Raw genomic sequence first — 20,938 nt, forward strand, 5'->3', positions numbered from 1 at the left:
TCGCCCGGGCGCTCGGCGGGAGGGTGGGAGGTCGGCGTGGACCATGCGGAGCTGCTCCGGCGGCTGACGATCAACGACGTCCGGATCGACGACGGCCGCAGCCTCGAGAGCGAGGCGCTCTCCCCGCGCGAACGTGCCCTGGTCCGGCTCGCGGCCGTCGTCGCCGTCGGCGCGTCGGACCCGACCTACGGGGCGGAGGTCGACGCCGCGATCGCCGCTGGCGTCGGTGCCGAGGAGGTCGTGGACGTCCTCGCCGCGCTCGTGCCGGTCGTCGGCCTGCCGACCGTGGTGGCGGCCGCGCCACGGATCGGGCTCGCGCTCGGGCTGGAGCCGGTCGAGGGTTGGGACGACCTGGACGGCCCCCCACCCGGCGGGTGATTTGCCGCGCTCCTGTTGAGGGCCCCGCGGGCCGCTCCTAGGCTTCGAACGTGTCCGACGGGAGCCGTCAAGCGGTCACCGCGCGACCGGACCTGAGCACGGCACTGCTGGTGGGCAAGACCGTGCCGCCGGCGCCCCGCCCGGGTGCGGTGTCCCGGCGCGCGCTCGTCGAGCGAGCGCGGGGCGCCGGCGCCCGCATCGTCGGGGTGACGGCGCCGCCGGGCTACGGCAAGACGACGATGCTCGCGGAGTGGGCGAGCGTCGAGGACCGCGCAGTGGCGTGGGCGAGCGTCGACCGGCTCGACGACGACCCTGCGGACCTGCTCACCCTCCTCGCCCTCGCGTGCGCCCCCGTCTCGCCCGAGGTCGCGGCCGTGGCCGCCGAGATGCGCGGCACGGGGCCCACGATGCTCGGACGGTCTGCGCCGCTCCTCGCCTCGGCGCTGGCGCGCACGGGCACGCCGTTCGTGCTGTTCGTCGACGACCTGCACGAGGCCGGCTCCGTCGCCTGCCAGGACGCGCTCGAGATCGTGCTCGGTGGCGTCCCACCGGGTTCGCAGGTCGTCGTCGCGAGCCGCCACGCCCAGGGCCACGAGGCACGGCGGCGCGTCGAGGGAGACCTCTTCGAGATCGGGCCCGACGACCTGCGCGTGGACGTCGACGGGGCGCGCCAGATCTTCCGCACCGCCGGGGTCGACGCGCAGGACGACCTCGCCGCCGTCGTCGAGCGGTGCGAGGGCTGGGCGACCGGCGTCTTCCTCTGCGCACTGCTCGTGCGCGACGGCGAGGACGCGTCGTCCCTCACGGGGACGGACCGGTTCGTCGCCGACTATCTCTACCGGGAGTGCATGGCCACGCTGTCGCCGGAGACCCAGCACTTCCTGCGGGGGACGGCGGTGCTCGACGTGCTGTCGGCCGCGACGTGCGACGTGGTGCTCGGCACCACCGACGCGACGGCACGCCTGCGCGAGCTCGAGGACGCCCACCTGTTCCTCGTCCCGCTGGACCACCGTCGGGGCTGGTACCGCTACCACGCGCTGTTCCGGGAGTTCCTCCTGGCCGAGCTGGAGCGTGCCGAGCACGACTCCGTCGCTGCGCTGCACCGGCGCGCCGCCGCCTGGTACGTCGAGGAGGGGATCCAGGCGCGGGCGGTGGAGCACCTGCTGGCCGCGGGCGACGTCGAGGAGGCGGCCGTCATCGTCGCGGGGCTCGCGCTGCCGACGTACCAGGACGGCGGGGTCGCCGTGGTCACGCGCTGGCTCGCCACGCTCGGCGACGCCGTCGTCGAGGCCTTCCCCGAGCTCGTCGTCGTCGCCGTGTGGAAGGACCTGCTCCTCGGCCACGTCCGGGGGGCCGAGCGGTGGGCAGCGGCGCTCGAGGGGTTCGACGTGGAAGGGCTTTCGGACGACCGCCGCGTCGCGCTCGAGTCGGCCCGTTGCCAGGTCCGGGCGGCCATGTGCGCCGACGGGCCGGAGCAGGCTCTCGCTTGCGCGCGCTTCGCGGTCGCGCACGAGCCCGCGTGGAGCCCGTGGCGAGACCAGGCGCTGCACCTGCTCGGGTCGGCGCACCTGCTCCTGGGTGACGTCGACGCCGCCCGCGACGCCTTCGTCGAGGCCGTGGAGTGCGGGCGGGCGGCGGGCAACCCGGACTCGGTCCTCCTCAGCGAGGCCGAGCTCGCGATCCTCGCCGTCGAGGAGGGTCGCTGGGCCGAGGCGGAGCAGCACGCGCGCGCGGCGGTCGAGACCGTCGACGCCCATCACATGGAGGGCTACTCGACGACGGCGCTCGCCCTCGCGGTGCGCGCCCGCGTCGCCGCGCACCGCGGCGAGCGCACCCTGGCCGAGAAGCTCCTCGCCCGCGGGATGCGTGCACGGGTCCCGTGCACGTACGTCCTGCCGTTCCTCGCGCTGCGCGTGCGGCTCCAGCTCGGGTACGCGAGCACGATGCTCGGGGACCGCACCACGGCGCTGCACCTCGCCGCCGAGGCGGCGGAGCTGCTCCGCCGCCGCCCCCGCGTCGGGTTGCTCGGGCAGGAGGTCGCGGCGTTCCGGGAGCGTCTGGAGACCGTCGCCGCGTCGCGCGGCGCGCCACCCCTCACCCCGGCCGAGCTGCGGCTGCTGCCGTACCTCCAGACGCACCTCACGATGGCGGAGATCGGCCGTCGGCTGTTCGTCTCCCGGAACACCGTGAGCACCCAGGTCGGCGCGATCTACCGCAAGCTCGGTGCGACGACCCGGGGCGCTGCCGTCGAGCGTGCGGTCGCGCTCGGCCTGCTCGGGGACTAGCAGGGCGATCTGCCGCGCTCGTGGCTCTCAGGTCGGGCGCTACAGCCGGAACCGCACCCCGGTCACCTGCAACCAGGCGACGAACCCGGCGGCCAGTGCGAGCAGGGTGACGACCAGTCCCCCCAGGAGCCACAGTCGAGCCCGGCTGCCGAGGAGGCGGAAGCCGAACCAGGCGATGCCCAGACCGCACAGGCCCCCCGCGGTGTTGGTGAGGACGTCGGTGATGTCGCTGGCGCCGATGCCGAAGGCGTACTGGACCACCTCGAACGCCAGCGCCACGCCGACGACCGGCAGGATCAGCCTCCAGAGGCTGCGTCGTCGTGCCGCCAGGTAGACCAGCACGCCGAGCGGGACGAACACGAGCAGGTTGACGGCGAGCTCTCGGGAGCCGAGCCCGTCCAGGTCGCCCGTGCCGCCGAACGGCACGAGGTTCAGCGACCGGCGCCCGGACAGGTCTCCGAAGTCGCTGACGTGCATCTTGAGCAGGATCACCCACGAGAGCGCCAGCACGTAGAGCCCGAGGACGACGCGCGCCGCCGTCCGGCCGACGTCGGCGCGCTCGCTCGCCGGGCGCTCGGCCGTGAGGTCCTCGCGCTGCTCGACCTCGGGAGAGCCGAGGTGCGTGGGGGTCTCCGCCATGCGCTCCAGGGTAGTGAGCGTGCCGGGTCCCCGGGCGCGCTCGACAGGTCGGCCGGCCTGGACGCCCGCTAGAACCGGCCGAAGAAGGACCGCAGCTCGTGGGCGTAGCTCTCGGGCTGCTCGAACGGGGCGAAGTGGCCGCCGCGGGGTGGCTCGGTGGCGTACACGGTGTTCGCCACACGGTCGAGCCACGCGCGGGGCGGCCGCACGACGTCGCCGGCGAACACGGAGAACCCCGACGGCACGTCGACGTGGCGCGCGAGCTGCTCGCGGGGGATCGCGGCGTTTGCCCGGTACGCGCGGACGCCGGCCCCGACGTTCCCGGCCACCCAGTGCTCGGTGAGGAGGGCGAGGACCTCGTCGCGCGTGTACACCGACTCCAGGTCGCCGCCGCAGTCGCTCCACGACCGCAGCTTCTCGACGACCCACGCCGCGAGGCCGGCGGGGGAGTCCGCGAGGCCGACCGCGAGCGTCTGGGGCTTGGTGCTCTGGACCGCCGCATAGGCGCCCTCGGCGGCGCGCCACCGCGCGCTCGCGTCGAGCCAGTCGCGCTCCTCCTGCGTGAGCGACTCCGGGTCGCCCGTGAGCAGGGGCAGCCCGGCGTCGGTGCGGTGCACGGCGATCACCCGGTCGGGGAAGTCGAGCGCGAGGAACCGGGCGACGTGGCTGCCCATGTCGCCGCCGGCCACGACGAACCGCTCGTAGCCGAGGGCGGCCATGAGCTCGGCCCACATCCCGGCGACCACGCGGTTGTCGGGCGTGGGGCCGGACGGGACGTCGGAGAACCCGAAGCCGGGCATGTCGGGGACGACGAGGTCGAAGGTCGGTCGCCCTGCGCCGCCGCCGGCCGGGCCCGGCGTCGTCAGGAGCGGGACGACCTTGCGATACCGCCAGGCGGAGTCCGGCCAGCCGTGGGCGAGCAGGAGCGGGACCGGGGGTGCGTCGTCGGGCCGCGCGGTCGAGAGCGCGTGGAGGAAGTGGACGCGCGTCCCGTCGACGGTCGCGCGCCGGCTGGGGAGCGTGGCGAGCTGCGCCTGATGCGCGGCGAAGTCGAACTCCTCGGCCCAGTACGCGAGCAGCTCGCGCAGGTACGTGACGTCGACGCCCGCGGACCACCCGACGTCGGCCGGCGCGTCGACCCAGCGTGTCGCCCGGATGCGGGCGCGGAGGTCCTCGACCACCTCGTCCGGGACCCGGGGCGTGAAGCTCTCGACGTCGGTCACGCGGTGCGCCATGCACCCGAGGCTAGCCGCCGACCCGGTGACTTCATGCGTTTTGTGTGAGGACGCGACCGGCGCACGGAGGAAGCCTGAGGACAGGCCCCGACGAGCTCGGGGCGCACAGAGCCCGCATCCTCGCCGACCGGGCACGGCGGACCGACAGGAGAGGCACGGTCATGGACACGTTCTGGGACTGGTTCTGGCTCATGGTGTGGTGGTTCTTCTTCGTGATGTACCTCGTGATCCTCTTCCAGATCATCGCGGACCTGTTCCGCGACCGGCACCTGAGCGGGTGGTGGAAGGCGCTGTGGCTCGTCGCGCTCGTGTTCGCGCCGTTCCTCTCGGCGCTGGTCTACCTCGTCGCGCGCGGCAAGGGCATGGCAGAACGGAACGCCGAACGGCTCGCGAGCGCACGGTCGGCGACCGACGCCTACATCCGGGACGTGTCGGGGGCCTCGCCGACCTCGCAGATCGCCGACGCGAAGGCACTGCTCGACGCGGGAGCGATCGACCAGCAGGAGTTCGCCGTGCTGAAGGCCAAGGCTCTCGCCTGAGGACGACCTGCCGACCTCATCGACCGAGCCGGGTCACCGGCGCCTGGAGGGACAAGCATGACCGACGACCAGCACGTCCTGCGACCCACCTACACCCGAGCCGGCGTGCGGTCCGTCGCACCCCGGTTCACGATGCCGGACGGCGAGATGGAGCCGACGTCCGCCTACCAGGTCGTGCACGACGAGGTGATGCTCGACGGCAACTCGCGGCTCAACCTCGCGACGTTCGTCGCCACGTGGATGGGCGACGAGGCGGACCGGCTCTACGCCGAGGTCTACGACAAGAACATGGTCGACAAGGACGAGTACCCGCGCACCGCGGCGATCGAGGAGAACTGCTGGCGCATCCTCGCGTCGCTGTGGAACGTGCCGGACGTGCAGGCGTGCATCGGCACGTCGACGATCGGCTCGTCCGAGGCCTGCATGCTCGGCGGGCTCGCCCTCAAGCGCCGGTGGCAGCTCGCGCGTCGCGCCGCCGGGAAGTCGACCGAGCGTCCGAACATCATCATGAGCTCGGCCGTGCAGGTGTGCTGGGAGAAGTTCTGCAACTACTTCGAGGTGGAGCCGCGGTACGTGCCGATCACCGCGGAGCACCCCTGCCTCGACGCGAGCGCGGTCGACGAGTACGTCGACGAGAACACGATCGGCGTCGTCGCGATCATGGGCGTGACGTACACGGGCATGTACGAGCCGGTGAAGGAGATCGCCGCTGCGCTCGACGCGTTGCAGGCACGGACCGGCCACGACGTGCCGATCCACGTCGACGGGGCGTCCGGCGCGATGATCGCTCCCTTCCTGCAGCCCGAGATCGAGTGGGACTTCCGCCTCGAGCGGGTGCACTCGATCAGCACGTCGGGCCACAAGTACGGCCTCGTCTACCCGGGCGTCGGCTGGGTCGTGTGGCGCACGCTGGACGCGCTGCCGGAAGAGCTGATCTTCCGCGTCAGCTACCTCGGCGGCGACATGCCGACCCTCGCCCTGAACTTCTCGCGCCCGGGCGCCCAGGTGCTGCTGCAGTACTACCAGTTCCTGCGCCTCGGCCGGGAGGGGTACACCGCGATCCAGCAGGAGTGCCAGGACGTCGCCAAGCACCTGGCGCAGGGCATCGCCCAGATCGGCGCGTTCGACCTGTGGAACGACGGCTCCGACATCCCCGTCTTCGCGTGGCAGCTCAAGGCGGGGCACACGGAGAACTGGAACCTCTACCACCTCTCCGACCGGCTCCGCATGAAGGGCTGGCTGGTCCCGGCGTACCCGATGCCCGACGACCTCCCGGACGTCACGGTGCAGCGGATCGTCGTGCGCAACGGCGTGAGCCGCGACCTCGCCGACGACCTGCTGGAGGACATCCGGATCGAGACCGAGTGGCTCGACGGCCTGACCTCGCCGATGCCGGCCGAGGGCGCTCGTTCGGGCTTCCACCACTGACGGCCCGGGGGAGCGAGGCGGGACCGCGATGGAGACGTCCCGAGCCGCCGTCGCCACGCAGCGGCGGCTGCGCCGGGAGGCGTGGGGGTTCGCCGTCGGCTCGTTGTGCTTCCTCGTGGGGGCGCTCCCGCCGTACGCCGACGCCGTGGGTGCGGTCGCGGTCGGCGTCACCTTCGTCGTCGGGTCGGTGTTCTTCACGGGCGCCGCGTTCGTCCAGCTGAGCCTGAGCGGGCGGCGTCCGCCCCGGGCGGGCACCCACCCTGCGGACCGGTGGGACTGGTGGGCGGCGGCCGTCCAGCTCGTCGGGACCCTGTGCTTCAACGTGAGCACGACGGCGGCCCTGGTGGCCGCGGTCGACGACCCCACGGCGCTCGGGGCGGGGTGGAAGCCCGACGCCTACGGCTCCGTCGCGTTCCTCGTGTCGTCGGCGTTCGCGGTCGTCGCGACACGCGACCGCGGGCACCTCTGGGACACCGACGCCAGGACGTGGCACGGCACGTGGCTGAACGCGGTCGGCTCGGTCGCGTTCGCGGCGTCCGCCGTCGGTGCGTACGTCGAGCCCTCGACGGGGACGTACGTCAGCGCGTGGTGGGACGACGCCGGCACGCTTCTCGGTGCGGTGTGCTTCCTCGCGGCGGCGCTGCTCTCGCGGCGGTCGGTCGGCGCCGCGTCCACGAGCGCTGCACCCCCGGCCGGGTGAGGCACGTCCCCGTGCCTCGCTCGACCGGGAGCGCGTCCCTGCTCAGCCGCAGCCAGCGCGGCGTAGCTCGCGTCGACCGTCCACGTGGTGCGGGCGTGAACGACCCGACCTCCTGCGGGCCCCAGGTCGCGCCGCCGTCGGTCGGGCGCCGCCCCGGTCGGAGGTCGGGCTCAGCCGCGGCGAGCGCGGCGGGAGACGAGGACGACGACGGCGCCGATCCCCGCGAGGCCGGCCGCGGCGGCGGCGTACAGCCCGAGGGTCGCACCGGTCGCCGCCAGGCTCCGGCCCTGGGCGGCTGCGCTCGGTCCCGAGCCGGAGGCTGACTGGTCGACCACGATCGGGTCGTCGTGGCCCGGAGGGTTGGTCGCGCAGCCGGGCGCCGAAGGCGGGTACACGGTCGTCACCAGGACGTTGGGGTTGACCTCGAAGCGCACGTCGACCGACGGGCGGACCCAGTCGTACTCGTCGCCCTGGACCCACTCTCCGTCGTCGAACCGCCACCCCGGCCAGTCCGCACCCCGGCCGTCCTCCCCGACGACCATCCCTGGCCACAGCAGGCGCCCGGAGAGCGGGAGGCCGGTCTGGACGACGTCCTCGCCGTCCGGGTCGATCCAGGTCACCGTGACGGTGTCGTTCTCGGTGCCCTCGACCTCGATCGCATAGTCGAGATACGCGGCGTCCGCCTCGCACGCCGAGACGAGCGTCGTCAGGCGCATGGCGGGCTGCGCCGGCACGTAGCCGTCGTCGGTGGACGCCTGGGCGGCAGGCCCGGCCAGCAGCACGGCGGCGCCGACGGCGGCGGTGAGTGCGAGGGCCTGCACGGGGCTGCGGTGTCTTCTCGAGGGGGTCATGGGTCCTGTCCGATCGCTCTGCTCGTCGCATGGTCAGCGGCAGCCGAGCGCGGGGACGTGGTCGACCTGGGTCGCGTCGGGGATCGCGTCCGTGGGTTCCGGGCGCGACCGTGCCCCGGGACTTCCGGGGGTCGGGGCGCGGTCGTGTCGGACGCCGTGGGGCGGCACCGCCGTGGGGTGCCGGGACCCGCACCAGCAGGGGGCAGAGGTGCGGGTACCGGCTGTCCCACACGCTAGGCGGCGAACTGGACGCACGTCCAGTTCGCGAGCGGGTGAAGTGCGCGGACCGAGTGACCGGCTGCAGGCCCTGCCAGTCGGGCGTGGACGCGTGGGTCTGGCGGTAGCCCTCCGCGAGCTGCAGGGGCGTCAGGCCATGCCGCGCTGCCACGTCGACCGCACCCCGAGCGCGCGGTCGACGGGCTCGTAGTGCGACACGACGGCGGCGCGGAACGCCTCGGCGTCGCCCGCTTCCGCGGCGTCGAGCATCGCGGCGTGGGCGCGCGCCGTCTGGTCGAGGTCGGCCGCGACGGAGGTGCCGAGCTGGGCGACGACGGCGGTGTGCACGTCCCAGAACGCGGCGACGAGCTGCCCGACGAGCGAGTTGTCGAGCCGCGCGAGCAGACCGGTGTGGAACGCGCGGTCCTGGGTCGGGAAGGCCAGGCCGTCGGCGGCGGCGGCGACCATCTGGTCGACGAGCGCGTGGAGGTCGGGGTCCGTCGTCCCGGCGAGGCTTGCGACGATGCGCTCGGCCATGGCGAGGTCGAGCGCCTGGCGGATCTCGACGACGTCGCGCAGCGCCCGCAGGTCGTCGCCGGGGGAGAGCACCCCGCGGAACACGAGCGCCTCGACGAGCGCGTCCAGCGACATGTTGCCGACGAACGTGCCGTGCCCGTGCCGGACCTCGACGATGTCGAGCGTCGAGAGGGTGCGGATCGCCTCGCGCACGCTCGACCGCGAGACGCCGAGGTGCTCGCACAGCTCCGCCTCGGTGGGCAGCGCGTCCCCCGGCCGCAGCCCCTCGCGGAGGATGAAGCCCTTGATCTGGTCGGCGGCGGTGGTCCGCCGTGGCGCGCCGGCGCCGGCCCGGGAGTCGTCGAAGCCGGTGAAGCTCGTGTGCCGTGCTGTCGTCATCTCGGCCCCTTCGGTCTCGTCTGCGTCACGTTATCGGACGTCAGACATCAGACCGTCGCGCACTCCTGCGGGCGCGCGAAGTGGCCGGCCCCGACGTCGACGGCAACCCGCGTGGCGGTCAGGCGCGTCCCGTGCGTTCGAGGACGCCCCGGACGTACGCGGCCTGGCCTGCGTGCTCGAGGCTGTCGACCGCGACGCTCACGAGCCGGACGCCGAGCGTGACCGGCGGGTCCCACGCGTCGTCGACGACCCGGTCGAGGTCGGCGTCGGTGAGCGCCGCGAGCACGTCGTGGGACTCGACCTGCACGGCGTGCAGGTAGCCCAGCAGCAGGTCACCGCTCGCGAGCACCCGGGCGACGTCGTCGGGCGTCTGCCCGTAGCCCGTCGCGTCGTCGTCGAACGGCAGGTCGAGCCGGCGGGCCCAGCCGTCGCGCGTCCACACCGGGTCGCGGCCGACCGCCGCCGCGACCTGTGCGTCCTGGCTGCGCGCGAGGTGCCACGCGAGCCACGCGATCGTGTTGGCCGCCGGGTCGAGGCGCGCGGTGAGCGCGTCGTCGCCGAGCCCGTCGACGGCGCGCGTCGCCGCCGGTCCGATCCGTCCGAACAGGTCCTCCAGCACTGCCACACCGTCCACGTGCGTCCCTCGCCTTCTCTCGGTGTCCTCCGAGCAGCCTGCGTCGGGACGCGTCGCCCCGCGACCGCAGGGGTCCGCGAGCCGGTCGTGGAGCCGACGACGTCAGCCGATCGTCACGACGACGGTCCCCGCCTTGTGCTCGTGCTCGACGTGCCGGTGCGCCTCGGCGATCCGGTCGAGCGGGTACGCGGCGTCGACGACGGCGCGCAGCGCCCCGGAACCGCCCCGGGCGAGGGCGTCGCGCAGGGTCGCGCGCTGGAGGTCGGTCGGCCGCAGCCCGGTGAACGCCACGATCCCGCGTCGACCGCGCGCTCGCCGGGCCGTCCACAGGGTGCGCCAGAGGATCGAGACGGACGGGACGGTCGTGAGGTAGACGCCGTCGTCAGCGAGGAGGCGCCGGCAGCGCCGGTACGAGAGCGCGCCCGCGACGTCGAAGACGACGTCGTAGCGGTCCTCGGCGGTCGTCACGTCCGTCGTCGTGCGGTCGACGGCGTCCTTCGCGCCGAGCTCGCGCACCAGGTCGAGCCCGCGAGGACCACAGACTGCTGTGACGTGCGCACCGGCGTGCGCGGCGAGCTGCACGACGGCGGTGCCCACGCACCCGGACGCCCCGACCACGAGCACGGACGACCCCGGGCGCAGGCGCGCGTGGTCGGTGAGGAAGGGCAGCGCCGTGAGCGGACCGGCGGCGAGCACGGCGGCGTCGACGTCGGTGAGATCGTCGGGCGTCGGCACGACGGCGCCGCTCGCCGGGACGACGACGAGCTCGGCGTGCGCGCCCGCGCCCATGCGCGTGAGGGCGGTGACCCGGTCGCCGACGAGGAACCCCGACACCTCGGCCCCGACCGCGACCACCTCGCCCGCGACCTCGCCCCCGAGGACGGGGTAGCGGGGTCGGCGCAGCCCGAACGCGAGCCGCGCGAACCACGGTGTGCCCGCGCGCGCGGCGACCCCGGCGGCGGCGAGGGTGCTCGCGCGATTGTGCACGAGCAGCTCTCCCGCGCCGGGCACCGGGTCGGGGACGTCCTCGACGTGCACGACGTCGGGCGGCCCGTACGTCGTGGAGACTGCTGCTCTCATCGCGATCACCTCTCGTCGTGGTCGGCGGCACCTGCGCCGTCGTCCGGGTACCCGAAGACCTCGTCGAGCGGCGCTCCGAGCGCGCGGGCGATGAGGAAGGCCGTCTCGAGCGACGGCGAGTAGCGACCCTGCTCGATCGCGATGACGGTCTGGCGCGTGACACCGACGCGCTCCGCGAGCTCCGCCTGCGTCATCTCCCCGCGCGCGAAGCGCAGCGCGCGGATCGCGTTGGTGACACGCGTCGGCTTGCCGCCCACGTCAGGCCCCCCGGCGGTAGGCGACGAGCGTGACGACCGACGCCGTCACGGCCATGAGCACGAAGCCGAGGTAGATCGTGTTGGCGATCCAGAAGCTGTCGGCCTCGACGAGGGCGAGGGCGAGCCCACCGAGCGCCCCCGCGACGACGCCCCACTGCCCGGCGACGGTGCCGCGGCGCGCGAGCTCGCGGTCGCGCTCGTCGCTGCGGTAGCTCTCGCTCGGGCGGACCATCTCCACCACGATGCGGACGACGATGCCCGCGGCGATCGCCGCCCCGATCGACCACAGCAGCGGGGCGACGTACGCGACCTCCGCGAGCGCCCCGCCGTCGGCCCGGGACAGGATCACGGCGACGTACGCGACGTACACGACGGCGCTCACGACGAGGTAGACCCACGTGCCCTTCTCCTCGTACGACATGGCGCCTCCCGATCGATGTCAAACATCTCTGACATCGCCAACGTAAAGCGTCTCTGACATCATGTCAAGAGTTCTTGACATCGAACCGGCGGCAGCGCGCCGAACCCGGGGTTGTGGGTCACTTCGGCTCCGAGACGACGCACAACCCCGGGTTCGGCGGCCAGGGCGGCGCCGGACCGGCGGTGGTCCGGGCGGTTAGCGTGGTCCCGTTCCCGCGCGCCGACCCGGCGCCGCGTGGTGGTCGCCGGAGGTGCCGATGGAGTTCCCGTTCAACCTCACCGAGGAGCAGATCCTCTCCCTCATCGTCGTGGGGACCCTCGCGGTCGTCGCCATCGTCGGGGTGAACGCGCTCGCGCCGAGGGCCGGGGTCGCGGCGCCGCTCGTGCTCGTGCTCGTGGGCGTCGTGGTGAGCTTCGTGCCCGCGGTGCCGGAGATCGAGTTCGAGCCCGAGTGGATCCTCGCGGGGATCCTGCCCCCGCTGCTCTACTCGGCGGCTGTCGGCCTGCCGACCATGGACTTCCGGCGGGACTTCACCGCGATCAGCGGGCTGTCGGTCGTGCTTGTCGTGATCAGCGCCGTGCTGCTCGGCTACCTCTTCACGTGGCTCGTCCCCGGTATCCCGCTCGCGGCCGGCATCGCGCTCGGCGCCATCGTCAGCCCGACGGACGCCGTCGCGACGTCGATCGTGAAACGGCTCGGGGCGTCACCACGCGTCGTCACGCTGCTCGAGGGCGAGAGCCTGCTCAACGACGCGTCGGCGCTCGTCCTCCTGCGCTCGGCCATCGCGGGGATCGCCGTGGCCGTCGGCAGCGCGGGAGCCCCGGAGGCCGTCTCGGTCTGGTCCGTCGCGGGGGACTTCGTGTACGCGGTCGTCGTCGCGGTCGTGATCGGGTTCGTGGTCGGCTTCCTCGGGCTCTTCGTCCGACGACGCCTCGCCAGCGCGGCGCTGGGCACCGCCGTCTCGTTCGTCGTCCCGTTCATCGCGTACCTGCCGGCGGAGGAGCTGGGAGCCTCGGGCCTCGTCGCCGTCGTGACCGCCGGCCTCGTCACGGGCAACGGCGCGGCCAAGTACCTGCGACCGCAGCACCGCATCGCCGAGGAGTCGAACTGGCGCACCGTCGAGCTGGTCCTCGAGGGCGGCGTCTTCCTCCTCATGGGCCTCGAGCTGTTCGCGCTCGTCAGCGACGTGCAGGAGGCGCACGGCAGCGTGTGGGGCGCGATCGGCATCGCGGCGCTCGCGGCCGTCATCATCCTGCTCGTGCGCTCGGCGTACGTGGCGACGCTCCTGCGGTCCCTCGCGCGCCGGGCGCGGCGCGGCGAGTCGATGCGTGGGGTGATCGAGGGCATGCAGCAGAAGATCGACGCGCGGTTCGCACCCGACGGGTCACCCGTCGCGACGCCGCCCCCCGGCGAGGAGGCCACGCCGAGGGGCGGTGCCGAGCGCCGCGGGGCGAGGCTGGTCGCCCAGGCCCCTGCGGAGCGCGTCGGCCGCATCCGCTCGTCGCTGCGCCGCCGGGCCGCAGACATCGACTACCTCACCGCCGAGCCCCTCGGGTGGCGCGAGGGCACGCTGCTCGTCTGGGCCGGGATGCGCGGAGTCGTGACCCTCGCCGCGGCCCAGACGCTCCCGCTCGCCACGCCGCAGCGCTCGTTCCTCGTGCTCGTGGCGTTCACGGTCGCGGCGGGCACGCTCGTCGTCCAGGGCGGCACGCTGCCGTGGGTCGTGCGGCGGCTCGGGCTGTCGGGAGGTCACACGCGCGCGGACGAGGACCGCGGGGCCGTGCGCACCGAGCTCGACGCCGCTGCCGTCGCCGTCGTCGACGCGCCCGACCTGCGGCGCCCCGACGGCAGCACGTACGACGGCGCGGTCGTCGAGCGCGTGCGCCGCGACGTCGTGCGCGAGCTCGAGAACCGCGACACGGACGCCGCGACGTCCGCGGACCTGTTCGCGCAGTACAAGGAGCTGCGGCTGCGCGCGCTCGACGCCCAGCGCACCGCGCTCCTGGCCGCACGGTCCTCCGGCGCGTACAGCTCGCAGGCGCTGCGCCACGCGCTCGACCTCCTCGACGCGGAGCAGATCGACATCGAGCTGCGCCGCGGCCCCTACGTCCCCGGCGACGACGACTGAGGACCAGGCGTCGCGCCGTCGGTCCGCGCGCCGTCGGGTTCCGGTATCGCGTCCGACGCCGTCAGCGCCGCGAGCCGCCGGTGCAGCAGGCGACGGTCGCCCTCCCGGTCGACCAGCCCCAGCGCGGCGCGCAGCTCGTCGACGGCCTCGGCGGGACGTCCCGCGCGCGCGTGGAGCTCGGCCCGGAGCGCGGGCAGGAGGTGGTACCCGGCGAGGGCAGGGTCCTCGGCCACCTCGTCGACGGCGGCGAGCCCCGCGGCCGGGCCGTGCACCTCCGCGACCGCGACGGCCCGGTTGAGCGCCACGACCGGCGACCCGGTCATCGTGAGGAGCACGTCGTACAGGCCGAGGATCTCGGCCCAGTCGGCGGCAGGGTCCTCGCTCCCGCGGGCGTGGATCGCCGCGATCGCCGCCTGAACCTGGTACGGGCCGGGCCTGCCCGCGGCGAGCGCGGCGTCCAGCTCGCGCAGCCCCTCGTCGATCTCGTCGTGCCGCCACCGGGTCCGGTCCTGCTCCGCGAGCGTCCGCGCGACGCCGTCGGGTCCGGTCCGCTCGTCGCGGCGGGCGTGCTGGAGCAGCAGCAGCGCCAGCAGCCCCCGGGCCTCCGGCTCGTCGTCGAGCAGCCGCGCGGCCAGCCGCGCGAGCCTGACGGCGTCGTCCGCCAGGGCGCGTCGGTCCGCCGAGCCGACGGCCTCGTCCGCCGGCTCCGCCCAGGCGTCGTACCCCTCGGTGAAGAGCAGGTAGAGCACGGTGAGCACCCCGGTGACGCGTTCGGCACGCAGCTCCGGGGGCGGGACGCGGAAGGCGATGCCGGTCGCACGGATGCGCTTCTTCGCCCGCACGAGCCGCTGCGCCATCGTCGCCTCGGGGACGAGGAACGCGCGGGCCACCTGGGCCGTCGTCATGCCGACCAGCGACCGCAGCGTCAGTGCGACGCGCGACTCGGCGGGCAGCGCCGGGTGGCAGCACGTGAACAGCAGTCGCAGCAGGTCCCCGTCCGGGTCGTCGAGGCTCCAGGGGCCGTCGTCCAGGGTGTCCGCGACCTCGTCGGGGACCGGGTCAGAGCCGGCGCCGATGTCGTGCGGACCGGCGTCCACCCGTGCCCCGAGCCGGGCGGCCGCCGTCGTCCGGTCCGCCTCGACCCGACGGCGCCGCAGCACGTCGATGGCGTGGCGGCGCGCGGTGGTCGTCAGCCACGCACCGGGCCGCTCCGGGACGCCGTCGCGCTCCCAGGTGCGCAGCGCCGTCGCGAACGCCTCCTGCGTGGACTCCTCGGCGAGGTCGAGATCGCCCGTGCTCCGCGCGACGGCGCCGAGGACGCGACCCCACTCGGTGCGGAACGCGTCCTCGACGGCGGAGCTCGGCTTCCTCACGGTGTCCGCGGCTCAGGTCTCGTCGAGATGGAGCGGCCAGACCGGCCGCAGCTCGATCGCGCCGCCGTGCGCCATCGGGTGCTCGGACGCGATGGCGATCGCGGTGTCGAGGTCGTCGGCCTCGATGACGTCGAACCCGCCGATGGCCTCCTTCGTCTCGGAGAACGGGCCGTCCGTGACGAGGACCCGCCCACTCCGCACCCGCACGCCGACCGCGTCGGCCGGCGGCCGCAGCCGGTCGCCCAGGACCGCCGCGCCGCTGCCGTAGTGGCGCTCGACCCACTGCTCGATGGCGGGCGCCCCTTCCGCGTCCTCCGGCCGCAGGTCCGGGTCGTCGGGCGTGCTCAGCACCAGCATCAGGTAGCGCATCAGGACTCCTCCGTCCACGTCGTGACGGGCCGGCGGAAGACCATCGGCCCGAAGAACGCCACGTCGGCGGCCTCGATGCCGTCGCCGACGCTGCGCCGCCCGTCACCGTACCGGGTGCCGCCGGCCCACCCGCGCGAACGGTCGGCCTGAAGGATCGTGTCCAGAAAGCTCATCGTGCCTCCTCGTCGAGCACGGCCCGGGCGGCCGTACACCAGGACGACGAAGGCCGACCGGCGAGATCGACACGACGGGTGGGACGAGTTTGGGGAGCCGGCAGTTAGCGTGACCTCGTGACCACACGACTGACACTCGTCACGGGCGGGACACGGGGCATCGGCGCTGCCGTCGCGCTGCGGCTCGCCGCCGCCGGGCACGACCTGGTGCTCGGGCACGCCCACGACGACGAGGCCGCCGCGGAGACCCGGGAGGCGGTCCGCGAGCGGGGAGTGCGGTGCGTCGTCGTGCGCGCGGACCTCACGACCGACGACGGCATCGCCGACACGTTCGCGGCGGCGGCCGGGCTCGGCACGCTCACCGGCGTGGTGAACAACGCGGGCGCGACGCTCCACGTCGGGGCGCTCGCGGAGACGCCCACGGACGTGGTGCGCCGCGTCGTCGACCTCAACCTCACCGCCGCGATCCTCGTGGCGCGCGCGGCCGTCCGGGCGATGAGCCCCGCGCGGGGAGGCCGGGGCGGGGTGCTCGTCAACGTCTCGTCCGCCGCGGCGACGCTCGGCTCCCCAGGAGAGTACGTCCACTACGCCGCGGCGAAGGCAGGCGTCGACGCGCTGACGAAGGGGCTCGCCCTCGAGGTCGCGGGGGACGGCATCCGGGTCGTCGGCGTCGCGCCCGGGATCGTCGCGACGAGGATCCACGCCGACGCGGGCGACCCCGGGCGGGTGGAGCGCGTCGGGGCGGGAAGCCCGCTGGGGCGGGCCGGCTACCCGGACGAGGTCGCCGCGGCCGTGGAGTTCCTGCTCTCCGACGACGCGTCGTACGTCACGGGCGAGACCCTGCGCGTCGCGGGCGGGTGCTGATGACCGGTCAGACGTCGGCGCCCGCGAGCGCGCCGTCGACCCCGACGACGCCGAGCTCGAGCCGCGCGATGCTGTCCACCGGCACGGCCGACGACGCGCCGAGCCCGTCCGACGACCCCGCCTCGGTGGCCGACCACGTGGCGACGACCTCGCGCGTCCCGTCGTCGTCCACGAGGACGAGCTCGTACGTCGCCCCGTCCTCCCACTCCCCGACGGGGTAGGAGCACGACCAGTCGAGCCGGGTCCCCCAGGTGACCGGCGTGAGGGTGAGCTCGGCGCGCACGTCGGCGGCACCGACCGGCTGGAGCGCGACGTCCGTCGTCGCGGCGACGGCGGGCGGCGGTGCCGTCTCGTCGCCGGACCCGGTGATCGCGGCCCCACCGGCGCCTCCGGCGAGGACCAGGCCGACGGCGGCCGCCGAGAGCAGTGCGCGACGTCGGGCACGACGGCGACGCGCTCCGGCGGCGACCGTCGCGAGCGGCACCACCGCGGGCGAGCCCGGGCCGGCGGCGGCCTCGCCGCCCGGGTCGGCGTGACGCTCCTCCACGAGGGCGTCCGCGTGCTCGGGCGTGAGCATGCCGAGTATCCCGGGCATGCCCGCGAGCTCGCCGACGGCCTCACGGCACGCCGCGCACGTGGTCAGGTGCCGCTCGAACGCGCGCCGGTCGTGCGGGCTGAGCGCGCCCAGCACGTAGGCGGCGTCCCACTCGCGGTACGGGTCCGGGGGAGGGTTGGTGGTCATGACGAGACTCCCTTCTCCTGCAGCGCGAGCCTCAGCGCGCGGAGCGCGTAGTGCATGCGGGACTTCACCGTCCCGGGCGGGACGCCGTGCGCGGCCGCCATCTCGGCCACCGAACGGCCGCGGTAGTACGCGTCGACGACGACGGCCCGGTGCTCCGGGCTCAGGGACACGAGCGCGTCGGCGACGAGCCACGCGTCGAGGACGGCCTGGGTCGCGTCCGCCTGGCCGTGGTCGGGGACGTCGGCGCTCGCGAGCTCGCGGCGGTGGTGGGCGCTGCGCAGCTCGTCGACGACGAGGTTCCGCGCCATGGTGAACAGCCACGCGCGGACGGACCCTTCGGGCCGCTCGAGCACCTCGGGATGTCGCCACGCGCGCAGGAGCGTCTCCTGCACGACGTCCTGCGCCTGCGCCGGGTCGTCGGTGAGGCGCGCGACGTACCGCTCGAGCGCGGCGGCGTGCACGGCGTGGACCGCTCGGAGGAGCTCGTCGGCGTCGGCGCCCACGCGCGGTACCTCCCCGTCCGTCACGACCCGGCCGACGGCGCGAGGTCGAGCCCGAACTCGATGCTCCCCGTGTCGTCGACCGTGACGAATCCGAGGTCCGGCGCCTCGACGTCGAAGTCGGAGAACGTGATCGGCACGCTGCCGACCACCTGCACGCCGTCGGCGGTGGCGCCCACCTCGGCGGCCACCGTGGCCGGCCGGGTGACGCCGTGGATCGTCAGCTCCCCGGCGAGCTCCACCTCCGCCGACCCGGTGGCCAGGTCGACGGGGGCCGTGAGCTCGAACGTCGCGGTCGGGTAGGTCCCGACCTCGAGCGCGTCGCCCCGGAAGTACGCGTCGCGCGGCGGTTCGTCGGTCGCGACGCTCGCCATGTCGACCTCGACGGTCGCCGTCGAGAGCACGCCGTCCGCGACGGTGAACGACCCGGCGACCTCCTCGGTGCGGCCGGTCACCGTGACGTCCTCGCCCTGCAGCACCTCGTGCACGCGGTAGCCCGCGTACGAGCCGTCCGCGACGGCCCAGGTCCCGTCGAGGTCGGCGGGGTCGGGCAGCCCGGCCGGCGCGTCCGACGTCGTGTCGAGGCTCGGTGCCTCGGCCGCGGCCCGGTTGGCCCAGTCCGCGTACAGGCCCGGCCCGAACGCGAACGCGGCGCCGCCCACCAGCACGACCCCGACCCCGACACCCACCAGCACCGTCGTCCTCCTGCGCACGTCCGCTCCTCCCGATCATCCTCCGTCGACCCTGTCACCCAGGGAGACGACGCAGCCACCCGATCGGTTCAGTCCAGGTTCGCCGTGCGATCCGATGAACCGCACGGCGAGCCGCGCCGTCGTGAGAGTAGGGGCCGTGCTCGCGACCCCGACCACCCTCTCGAGGAGTCGACATGCGACGCACCCTGAACCACAGCGCCTCCACCGCCACGGCGTGGGCCGTCGCCGTGCTCGCGGCCGCGCTCGCCGGGTGCTCCGGCGGTGGAGGAGGCGGGCTGTACGGGGGCGGGGACGACAGTCCCACCTCCTCCGGGTCGACGTCGACCGAGGACGACGCGACCGGCGATGGTTCGTCGGGCGCCGCGCCGGTGCTCGGCACGGCGGACTCGTCCCTCGGCACCGTCGTGGTCGACGGCGCGGAGATGACCGTCTACTACTACGAGCAGGACGTGCCAGGGTCGGGCGAGAGCGCGTGCGACGGCGAGTGCGCCGCGGCGTGGCCGGCGGTCCACGCGGGGAGCGCGGAGCCCGAGGCCGAGGGCGTCACGGCCGAGGTCGGCACGATCACCGGCGTCGACGGCGAGCCCCAGGTCACGCTCGACGGCCGCCCGCTCTATACGTACGCGGGCGACCAGGCTCCGGGCGACGTGTCCGGCCACGGCGTGAACGACGTCTGGTGGGCCGTCGCGCCGGACGGGACCGAGATCACGGACGACGCCCCGGTCGAGTCGGGATACTGACGGCGACCACCGGTCCTGCTCAGGACCGGTGGCCGCCGAGGGCTCGCGTCACGGACGCTGGAGCGGCGGGGCGCACAGGCAGAACGGGTGGCCCTCCGGGTCGGCGTAGACCCGGAACGGGTCCTCGGGGTGGCCCTCCTCCTCGGGTGTGCCGGTGAGAGGCCGCGCGCCGCACGCGAGCGCGTGCTCGTGGGCGGGGTCGAGGTCGGGCACCCAGAGGTCGACGTGCACGCGCGCCCCGCCGGGCCACGGGGTCACGACGGCGTCCGACCGCTGGAACGCGAGGCGCGACGTGCTGCCGGGGACCTCGAGCATGAGCCACCGGTCGCCTTCCGGGTCGGGCACCTCGTGGCCGGGCCAGTACGACCAACCGGTCAGGCGTCGGTAGAACTCGGCGAGCGCGCGCGGGTCGCGCGTGTCGATCGTGGTGTTGTGCAGCCGCATCGGCGCGCGGTCGCCCACCGGGTCAGCCGACCTGCTCGCGCAGCCACGCGACGTCGGCGGGCACGTCCGCGTGCGTCTCGCACACGACCGACGTCCCGGCTGCGCGCACGACGCCGAGCAGCAGCTCCGGGTCGATCGTCCCCGCCGTGAGGCTCGCGTGCCGGTCGGCGCCGGAGCCCGCCGTGTCGCGGCTGTTGTTGAGGTGGACGAGGTCCAGGCGGCCCGTGATCGCGCGGACCTGCTCGACCGCCGTCGTGAGGTCGATGCCGCCCGCCCACGCGTGGCACGTGTCGAGGCAGAAGCCCACGTTCGCCGCGCCGTCGGCCTGCTGGATCGCGGCCCACAGGCCCTCGATGCGCTCGAGGCGCCGTGCCATGGAGAAGTCGCCGCCCGCCGTGTTCTCGACGTAGACCGTGACGTCGGTCTGCAGGGCGTCGATCGCCTTGCGCCAGTTGTCGAAGCCCTTCGCCGGGTCGTCCGCCGCGGTCACGTGCCCGCCGTGGACCACGACCCCGACCGCCCCGACCGCCGCCGCGCCGTCGACGATCTGCTGGAGCAGCTTGCGGCTCGGGATCCGGATGCGGTTGTTGGGGCTCGCGACGTTGATGACGTACGGCGCGTGCACGACGAGCTCGAGGTCCGCGGCGCGCGCGGCGTCCTTGAGCGCCTCCGCGCCACCGGGGAACGTGAACTCCGGTCCCTTCCAGGACTGGGGGTCCCCGAGGAAGATCTGGGCGACGTCCGCGCCGATGCTCGCGGCCTGCGCGATGACGTCCGACTGGTCGAGGTGGGCTCCGATCCGCATGGGGACAACCTACGCGGCCTCGCCCACGTCGGCCCACGTCACGCCCGGGCCCCCCTCACCACGTGGTGCTCTCGCGCCGGATGACGTCGCGACGCAGGTCGAGCAGCGCCGCGCGGGCACGCCGACGGCGGTCGGTCGGGTCCACGGTGAGCTCGTCGCCCGGGTTCGCCCGACGGCGGGGCTCGCCGTGGGTGTTGACCCCGAGGTCCTGCGTGCGCAGGTCGGGGCGGTTCGTCGTCCGCACGTCGTGCGTCGCGGGGGCGGCCGTGGTGCTGGGGGCGGAGAAGAGCGGGCGGTTGTCCGGCACGGGGGCCTCCTGGGGTCCCGCGAACGCGCACGGCGGCCGCGGTGGTCGGGACGGATGCTGGTGCGCCGGGCTCGAGGCCCGGCGCTCCTCCATCATGCGACCGCGACGTTTCCTCGTGCCGTCGTCGACGTTAAGTCCGTGTTGCGGCCGATCCGCCGCTGCGTGAGACGCCCCACCCGCCGAACACGACGTTGCTGTCGTT

The 20,938-nt window shown here is 74.5% G+C and carries 25 protein-coding genes; 8 read left to right on the plus strand and 17 right to left on the minus strand.

Translation table 11 applies throughout. The features are described 5' to 3' along the window. The first annotated feature begins 36 nt into the window (after positions 1 to 36). Entirely contained in the window at positions 37 to 378 is a 342-nt protein-coding gene (locus ACMXGY_RS00565) for a carboxymuconolactone decarboxylase family protein (RefSeq protein ID WP_483774944.1), read from the plus strand. 50 nt (positions 379 to 428) lie between these two features. Then, positions 429 to 2,663 (plus strand): winged helix-turn-helix domain-containing protein, encoded by a 2,235-nt coding sequence (locus ACMXGY_RS00570; RefSeq protein WP_483774945.1) that lies wholly within the window; start codon positions 429 to 431, stop codon positions 2,661 to 2,663. A 39-nt stretch (positions 2,664 to 2,702) separates the two neighbouring features. Here the strand turns inward: ACMXGY_RS00570 and ACMXGY_RS00575 are convergent, their stop codons facing one another. Continuing rightward, positions 2,703 to 3,302, minus strand: a complete 600-nt coding sequence (locus ACMXGY_RS00575; protein ID WP_483774946.1) for a VanZ family protein — start codon at positions 3,300 to 3,302, stop codon at positions 2,703 to 2,705. 68 nt (positions 3,303 to 3,370) lie between these two features. Beyond that, positions 3,371 to 4,537: an epoxide hydrolase family protein gene (locus ACMXGY_RS00580; RefSeq protein WP_483774947.1), complete on the minus strand. Its 1,167-nt coding sequence runs from the start codon at positions 4,535 to 4,537 to the stop codon at positions 3,371 to 3,373. 161 nt (positions 4,538 to 4,698) lie between these two features. Here ACMXGY_RS00580 and ACMXGY_RS00585 point away from each other — a divergent pair, with 161 nt between their 5' ends. The 3 genes from ACMXGY_RS00585 to ACMXGY_RS00595 are packed head-to-tail and all read left to right on the plus strand — an operon-like array spanning position 4,699 to position 7,204. Beyond that, positions 4,699 to 5,076 (plus strand): hypothetical protein, encoded by a 378-nt coding sequence (locus ACMXGY_RS00585; protein ID WP_483774948.1) that lies wholly within the window; start codon positions 4,699 to 4,701, stop codon positions 5,074 to 5,076. Between the two features lie 57 nt (positions 5,077 to 5,133). After that, positions 5,134 to 6,504 (plus strand): glutamate decarboxylase, encoded by a 1,371-nt coding sequence (gene gad, locus ACMXGY_RS00590; RefSeq protein WP_483774949.1) that lies wholly within the window; start codon positions 5,134 to 5,136, stop codon positions 6,502 to 6,504. 28 nt (positions 6,505 to 6,532) lie between these two features. Beyond that, positions 6,533 to 7,204 carry a hypothetical protein gene (locus ACMXGY_RS00595; RefSeq protein ID WP_483774950.1) on the plus strand — a complete coding sequence of 224 codons (672 nt, stop codon included), beginning with the start codon at positions 6,533 to 6,535 and terminating at the stop codon, positions 7,202 to 7,204. Positions 7,205 to 7,374: 170 nt separating this feature from the next. On the opposite strand, the gene ACMXGY_RS00600 is transcribed toward ACMXGY_RS00595, so the two are convergent. The 6 genes from ACMXGY_RS00600 to ACMXGY_RS00625 form a co-directional block, all read right to left on the minus strand. After that, entirely contained in the window at positions 7,375 to 8,025 is a 651-nt protein-coding gene (locus ACMXGY_RS00600) for a peptidase (RefSeq protein WP_483774951.1), read from the minus strand. A 396-nt stretch (positions 8,026 to 8,421) separates the two neighbouring features. Further along, positions 8,422 to 9,186, minus strand: coding sequence for a FadR/GntR family transcriptional regulator (locus tag ACMXGY_RS00605; RefSeq protein ID WP_483774952.1), 765 nt, complete (start codon positions 9,184 to 9,186; stop codon positions 8,422 to 8,424). Between the two features lie 118 nt (positions 9,187 to 9,304). Beyond that, on the minus strand, positions 9,305 to 9,820 hold the full coding sequence (locus ACMXGY_RS00610; protein ID WP_483774953.1) for a mycothiol transferase: 516 nt from the start codon (positions 9,818 to 9,820) through the stop codon (positions 9,305 to 9,307). A gap of 102 nt (positions 9,821 to 9,922) precedes the next feature. Next, a complete protein-coding gene (locus tag ACMXGY_RS00615; protein ID WP_483774954.1) occupies positions 9,923 to 10,900 on the minus strand; it encodes an NAD(P)-dependent alcohol dehydrogenase in 978 nt (325 codons plus the stop codon). A 5-nt stretch (positions 10,901 to 10,905) separates the two neighbouring features. After that, positions 10,906 to 11,157 (minus strand): helix-turn-helix transcriptional regulator, encoded by a 252-nt coding sequence (locus ACMXGY_RS00620; RefSeq protein WP_483774955.1) that lies wholly within the window; start codon positions 11,155 to 11,157, stop codon positions 10,906 to 10,908. Position 11,158: 1 nt separating this feature from the next. Further along, a complete protein-coding gene (locus tag ACMXGY_RS00625) occupies positions 11,159 to 11,578 on the minus strand; it encodes a hypothetical protein (RefSeq protein WP_483774956.1) in 420 nt (139 codons plus the stop codon). Between the two features lie 256 nt (positions 11,579 to 11,834). On the opposite strand from ACMXGY_RS00625, the gene ACMXGY_RS00630 reads away from it, so the two are divergent. Further along, the gene (locus ACMXGY_RS00630; RefSeq protein ID WP_483774957.1) at positions 11,835 to 13,706 is read left to right on the plus strand and encodes a cation:proton antiporter; all 1,872 of its coding nucleotides are present in this window, start codon (positions 11,835 to 11,837) and stop codon (positions 13,704 to 13,706) included. On the opposite strand, the gene ACMXGY_RS00635 is transcribed toward ACMXGY_RS00630, so the two are convergent. From ACMXGY_RS00635 to ACMXGY_RS00645, 3 genes are read right to left on the minus strand one after another with little or no spacing between them, the layout of a single operon-like run. Beyond that, positions 13,682 to 15,079: an RNA polymerase sigma factor gene (locus ACMXGY_RS00635; RefSeq protein ID WP_483774958.1), complete on the minus strand. Its 1,398-nt coding sequence runs from the start codon at positions 15,077 to 15,079 to the stop codon at positions 13,682 to 13,684. The two genes, ACMXGY_RS00630 and ACMXGY_RS00635, sit on opposite strands and share 25 nt — an antisense overlap. 12 nt (positions 15,080 to 15,091) lie before the next feature. After that, positions 15,092 to 15,448, minus strand: coding sequence for a YciI family protein (locus ACMXGY_RS00640; protein WP_483774959.1), 357 nt, complete (start codon positions 15,446 to 15,448; stop codon positions 15,092 to 15,094). Continuing rightward, positions 15,448 to 15,621 carry a hypothetical protein gene (locus ACMXGY_RS00645; RefSeq protein WP_483774960.1) on the minus strand — a complete coding sequence of 58 codons (174 nt, stop codon included), beginning with the start codon at positions 15,619 to 15,621 and terminating at the stop codon, positions 15,448 to 15,450. Before ACMXGY_RS00645 ends, ACMXGY_RS00640 begins: the two co-directional genes overlap by 1 nt. Positions 15,622 to 15,738: 117 nt before the next feature. On the opposite strand from ACMXGY_RS00645, the gene ACMXGY_RS00650 reads away from it, so the two are divergent. After that, complete coding sequence (locus ACMXGY_RS00650) at positions 15,739 to 16,485, plus strand: SDR family oxidoreductase (RefSeq protein ID WP_483774961.1); 747 nt, start codon at positions 15,739 to 15,741, stop codon at positions 16,483 to 16,485. Positions 16,486 to 16,492: 7 nt separating this feature from the next. Here the strand turns inward: ACMXGY_RS00650 and ACMXGY_RS00655 are convergent, their stop codons facing one another. Genes ACMXGY_RS00655 through ACMXGY_RS00665 form a run of 3 tightly spaced genes read right to left on the minus strand, consistent with a single transcriptional unit; the run spans position 16,493 to position 18,440 of the window. Next, positions 16,493 to 17,227 (minus strand): anti-sigma factor family protein, encoded by a 735-nt coding sequence (locus ACMXGY_RS00655; RefSeq protein WP_483774962.1) that lies wholly within the window; start codon positions 17,225 to 17,227, stop codon positions 16,493 to 16,495. Further along, positions 17,224 to 17,730, minus strand: a complete 507-nt coding sequence (locus ACMXGY_RS00660) for a sigma-70 family RNA polymerase sigma factor (RefSeq protein WP_483774963.1) — start codon at positions 17,728 to 17,730, stop codon at positions 17,224 to 17,226. Before ACMXGY_RS00660 ends, ACMXGY_RS00655 begins: the two co-directional genes overlap by 4 nt. A 20-nt stretch (positions 17,731 to 17,750) precedes the next feature. Beyond that, positions 17,751 to 18,440 (minus strand): YceI family protein, encoded by a 690-nt coding sequence (locus ACMXGY_RS00665; protein WP_483774964.1) that lies wholly within the window; start codon positions 18,438 to 18,440, stop codon positions 17,751 to 17,753. Between the two features lie 173 nt (positions 18,441 to 18,613). Here ACMXGY_RS00665 and ACMXGY_RS00670 point away from each other — a divergent pair, with 173 nt between their 5' ends. Then, the gene (locus ACMXGY_RS00670; protein ID WP_483774965.1) at positions 18,614 to 19,180 is read left to right on the plus strand and encodes a COG4315 family predicted lipoprotein; all 567 of its coding nucleotides are present in this window, start codon (positions 18,614 to 18,616) and stop codon (positions 19,178 to 19,180) included. A 48-nt stretch (positions 19,181 to 19,228) separates the two neighbouring features. Here the strand turns inward: ACMXGY_RS00670 and ACMXGY_RS00675 are convergent, their stop codons facing one another. Genes ACMXGY_RS00675 through ACMXGY_RS00685 form a run of 3 tightly spaced genes read right to left on the minus strand, consistent with a single transcriptional unit; the run spans position 19,229 to position 20,736 of the window. Further along, on the minus strand, positions 19,229 to 19,642 hold the full coding sequence (locus tag ACMXGY_RS00675; RefSeq protein ID WP_483774966.1) for a VOC family protein: 414 nt from the start codon (positions 19,640 to 19,642) through the stop codon (positions 19,229 to 19,231). Positions 19,643 to 19,646: 4 nt separating this feature from the next. After that, the gene (locus ACMXGY_RS00680) at positions 19,647 to 20,429 is read right to left on the minus strand and encodes a deoxyribonuclease IV (RefSeq protein WP_483774967.1); all 783 of its coding nucleotides are present in this window, start codon (positions 20,427 to 20,429) and stop codon (positions 19,647 to 19,649) included. Between the two features lie 55 nt (positions 20,430 to 20,484). After that, the gene (locus ACMXGY_RS00685; protein WP_483774968.1) at positions 20,485 to 20,736 is read right to left on the minus strand and encodes a hypothetical protein; all 252 of its coding nucleotides are present in this window, start codon (positions 20,734 to 20,736) and stop codon (positions 20,485 to 20,487) included. Between the last annotated feature and the right edge of the window lie 202 nt (positions 20,737 to 20,938).

It is taken from the genome of Cellulosimicrobium sp. G4 BAM 1002 (assembly GCF_057126935.1).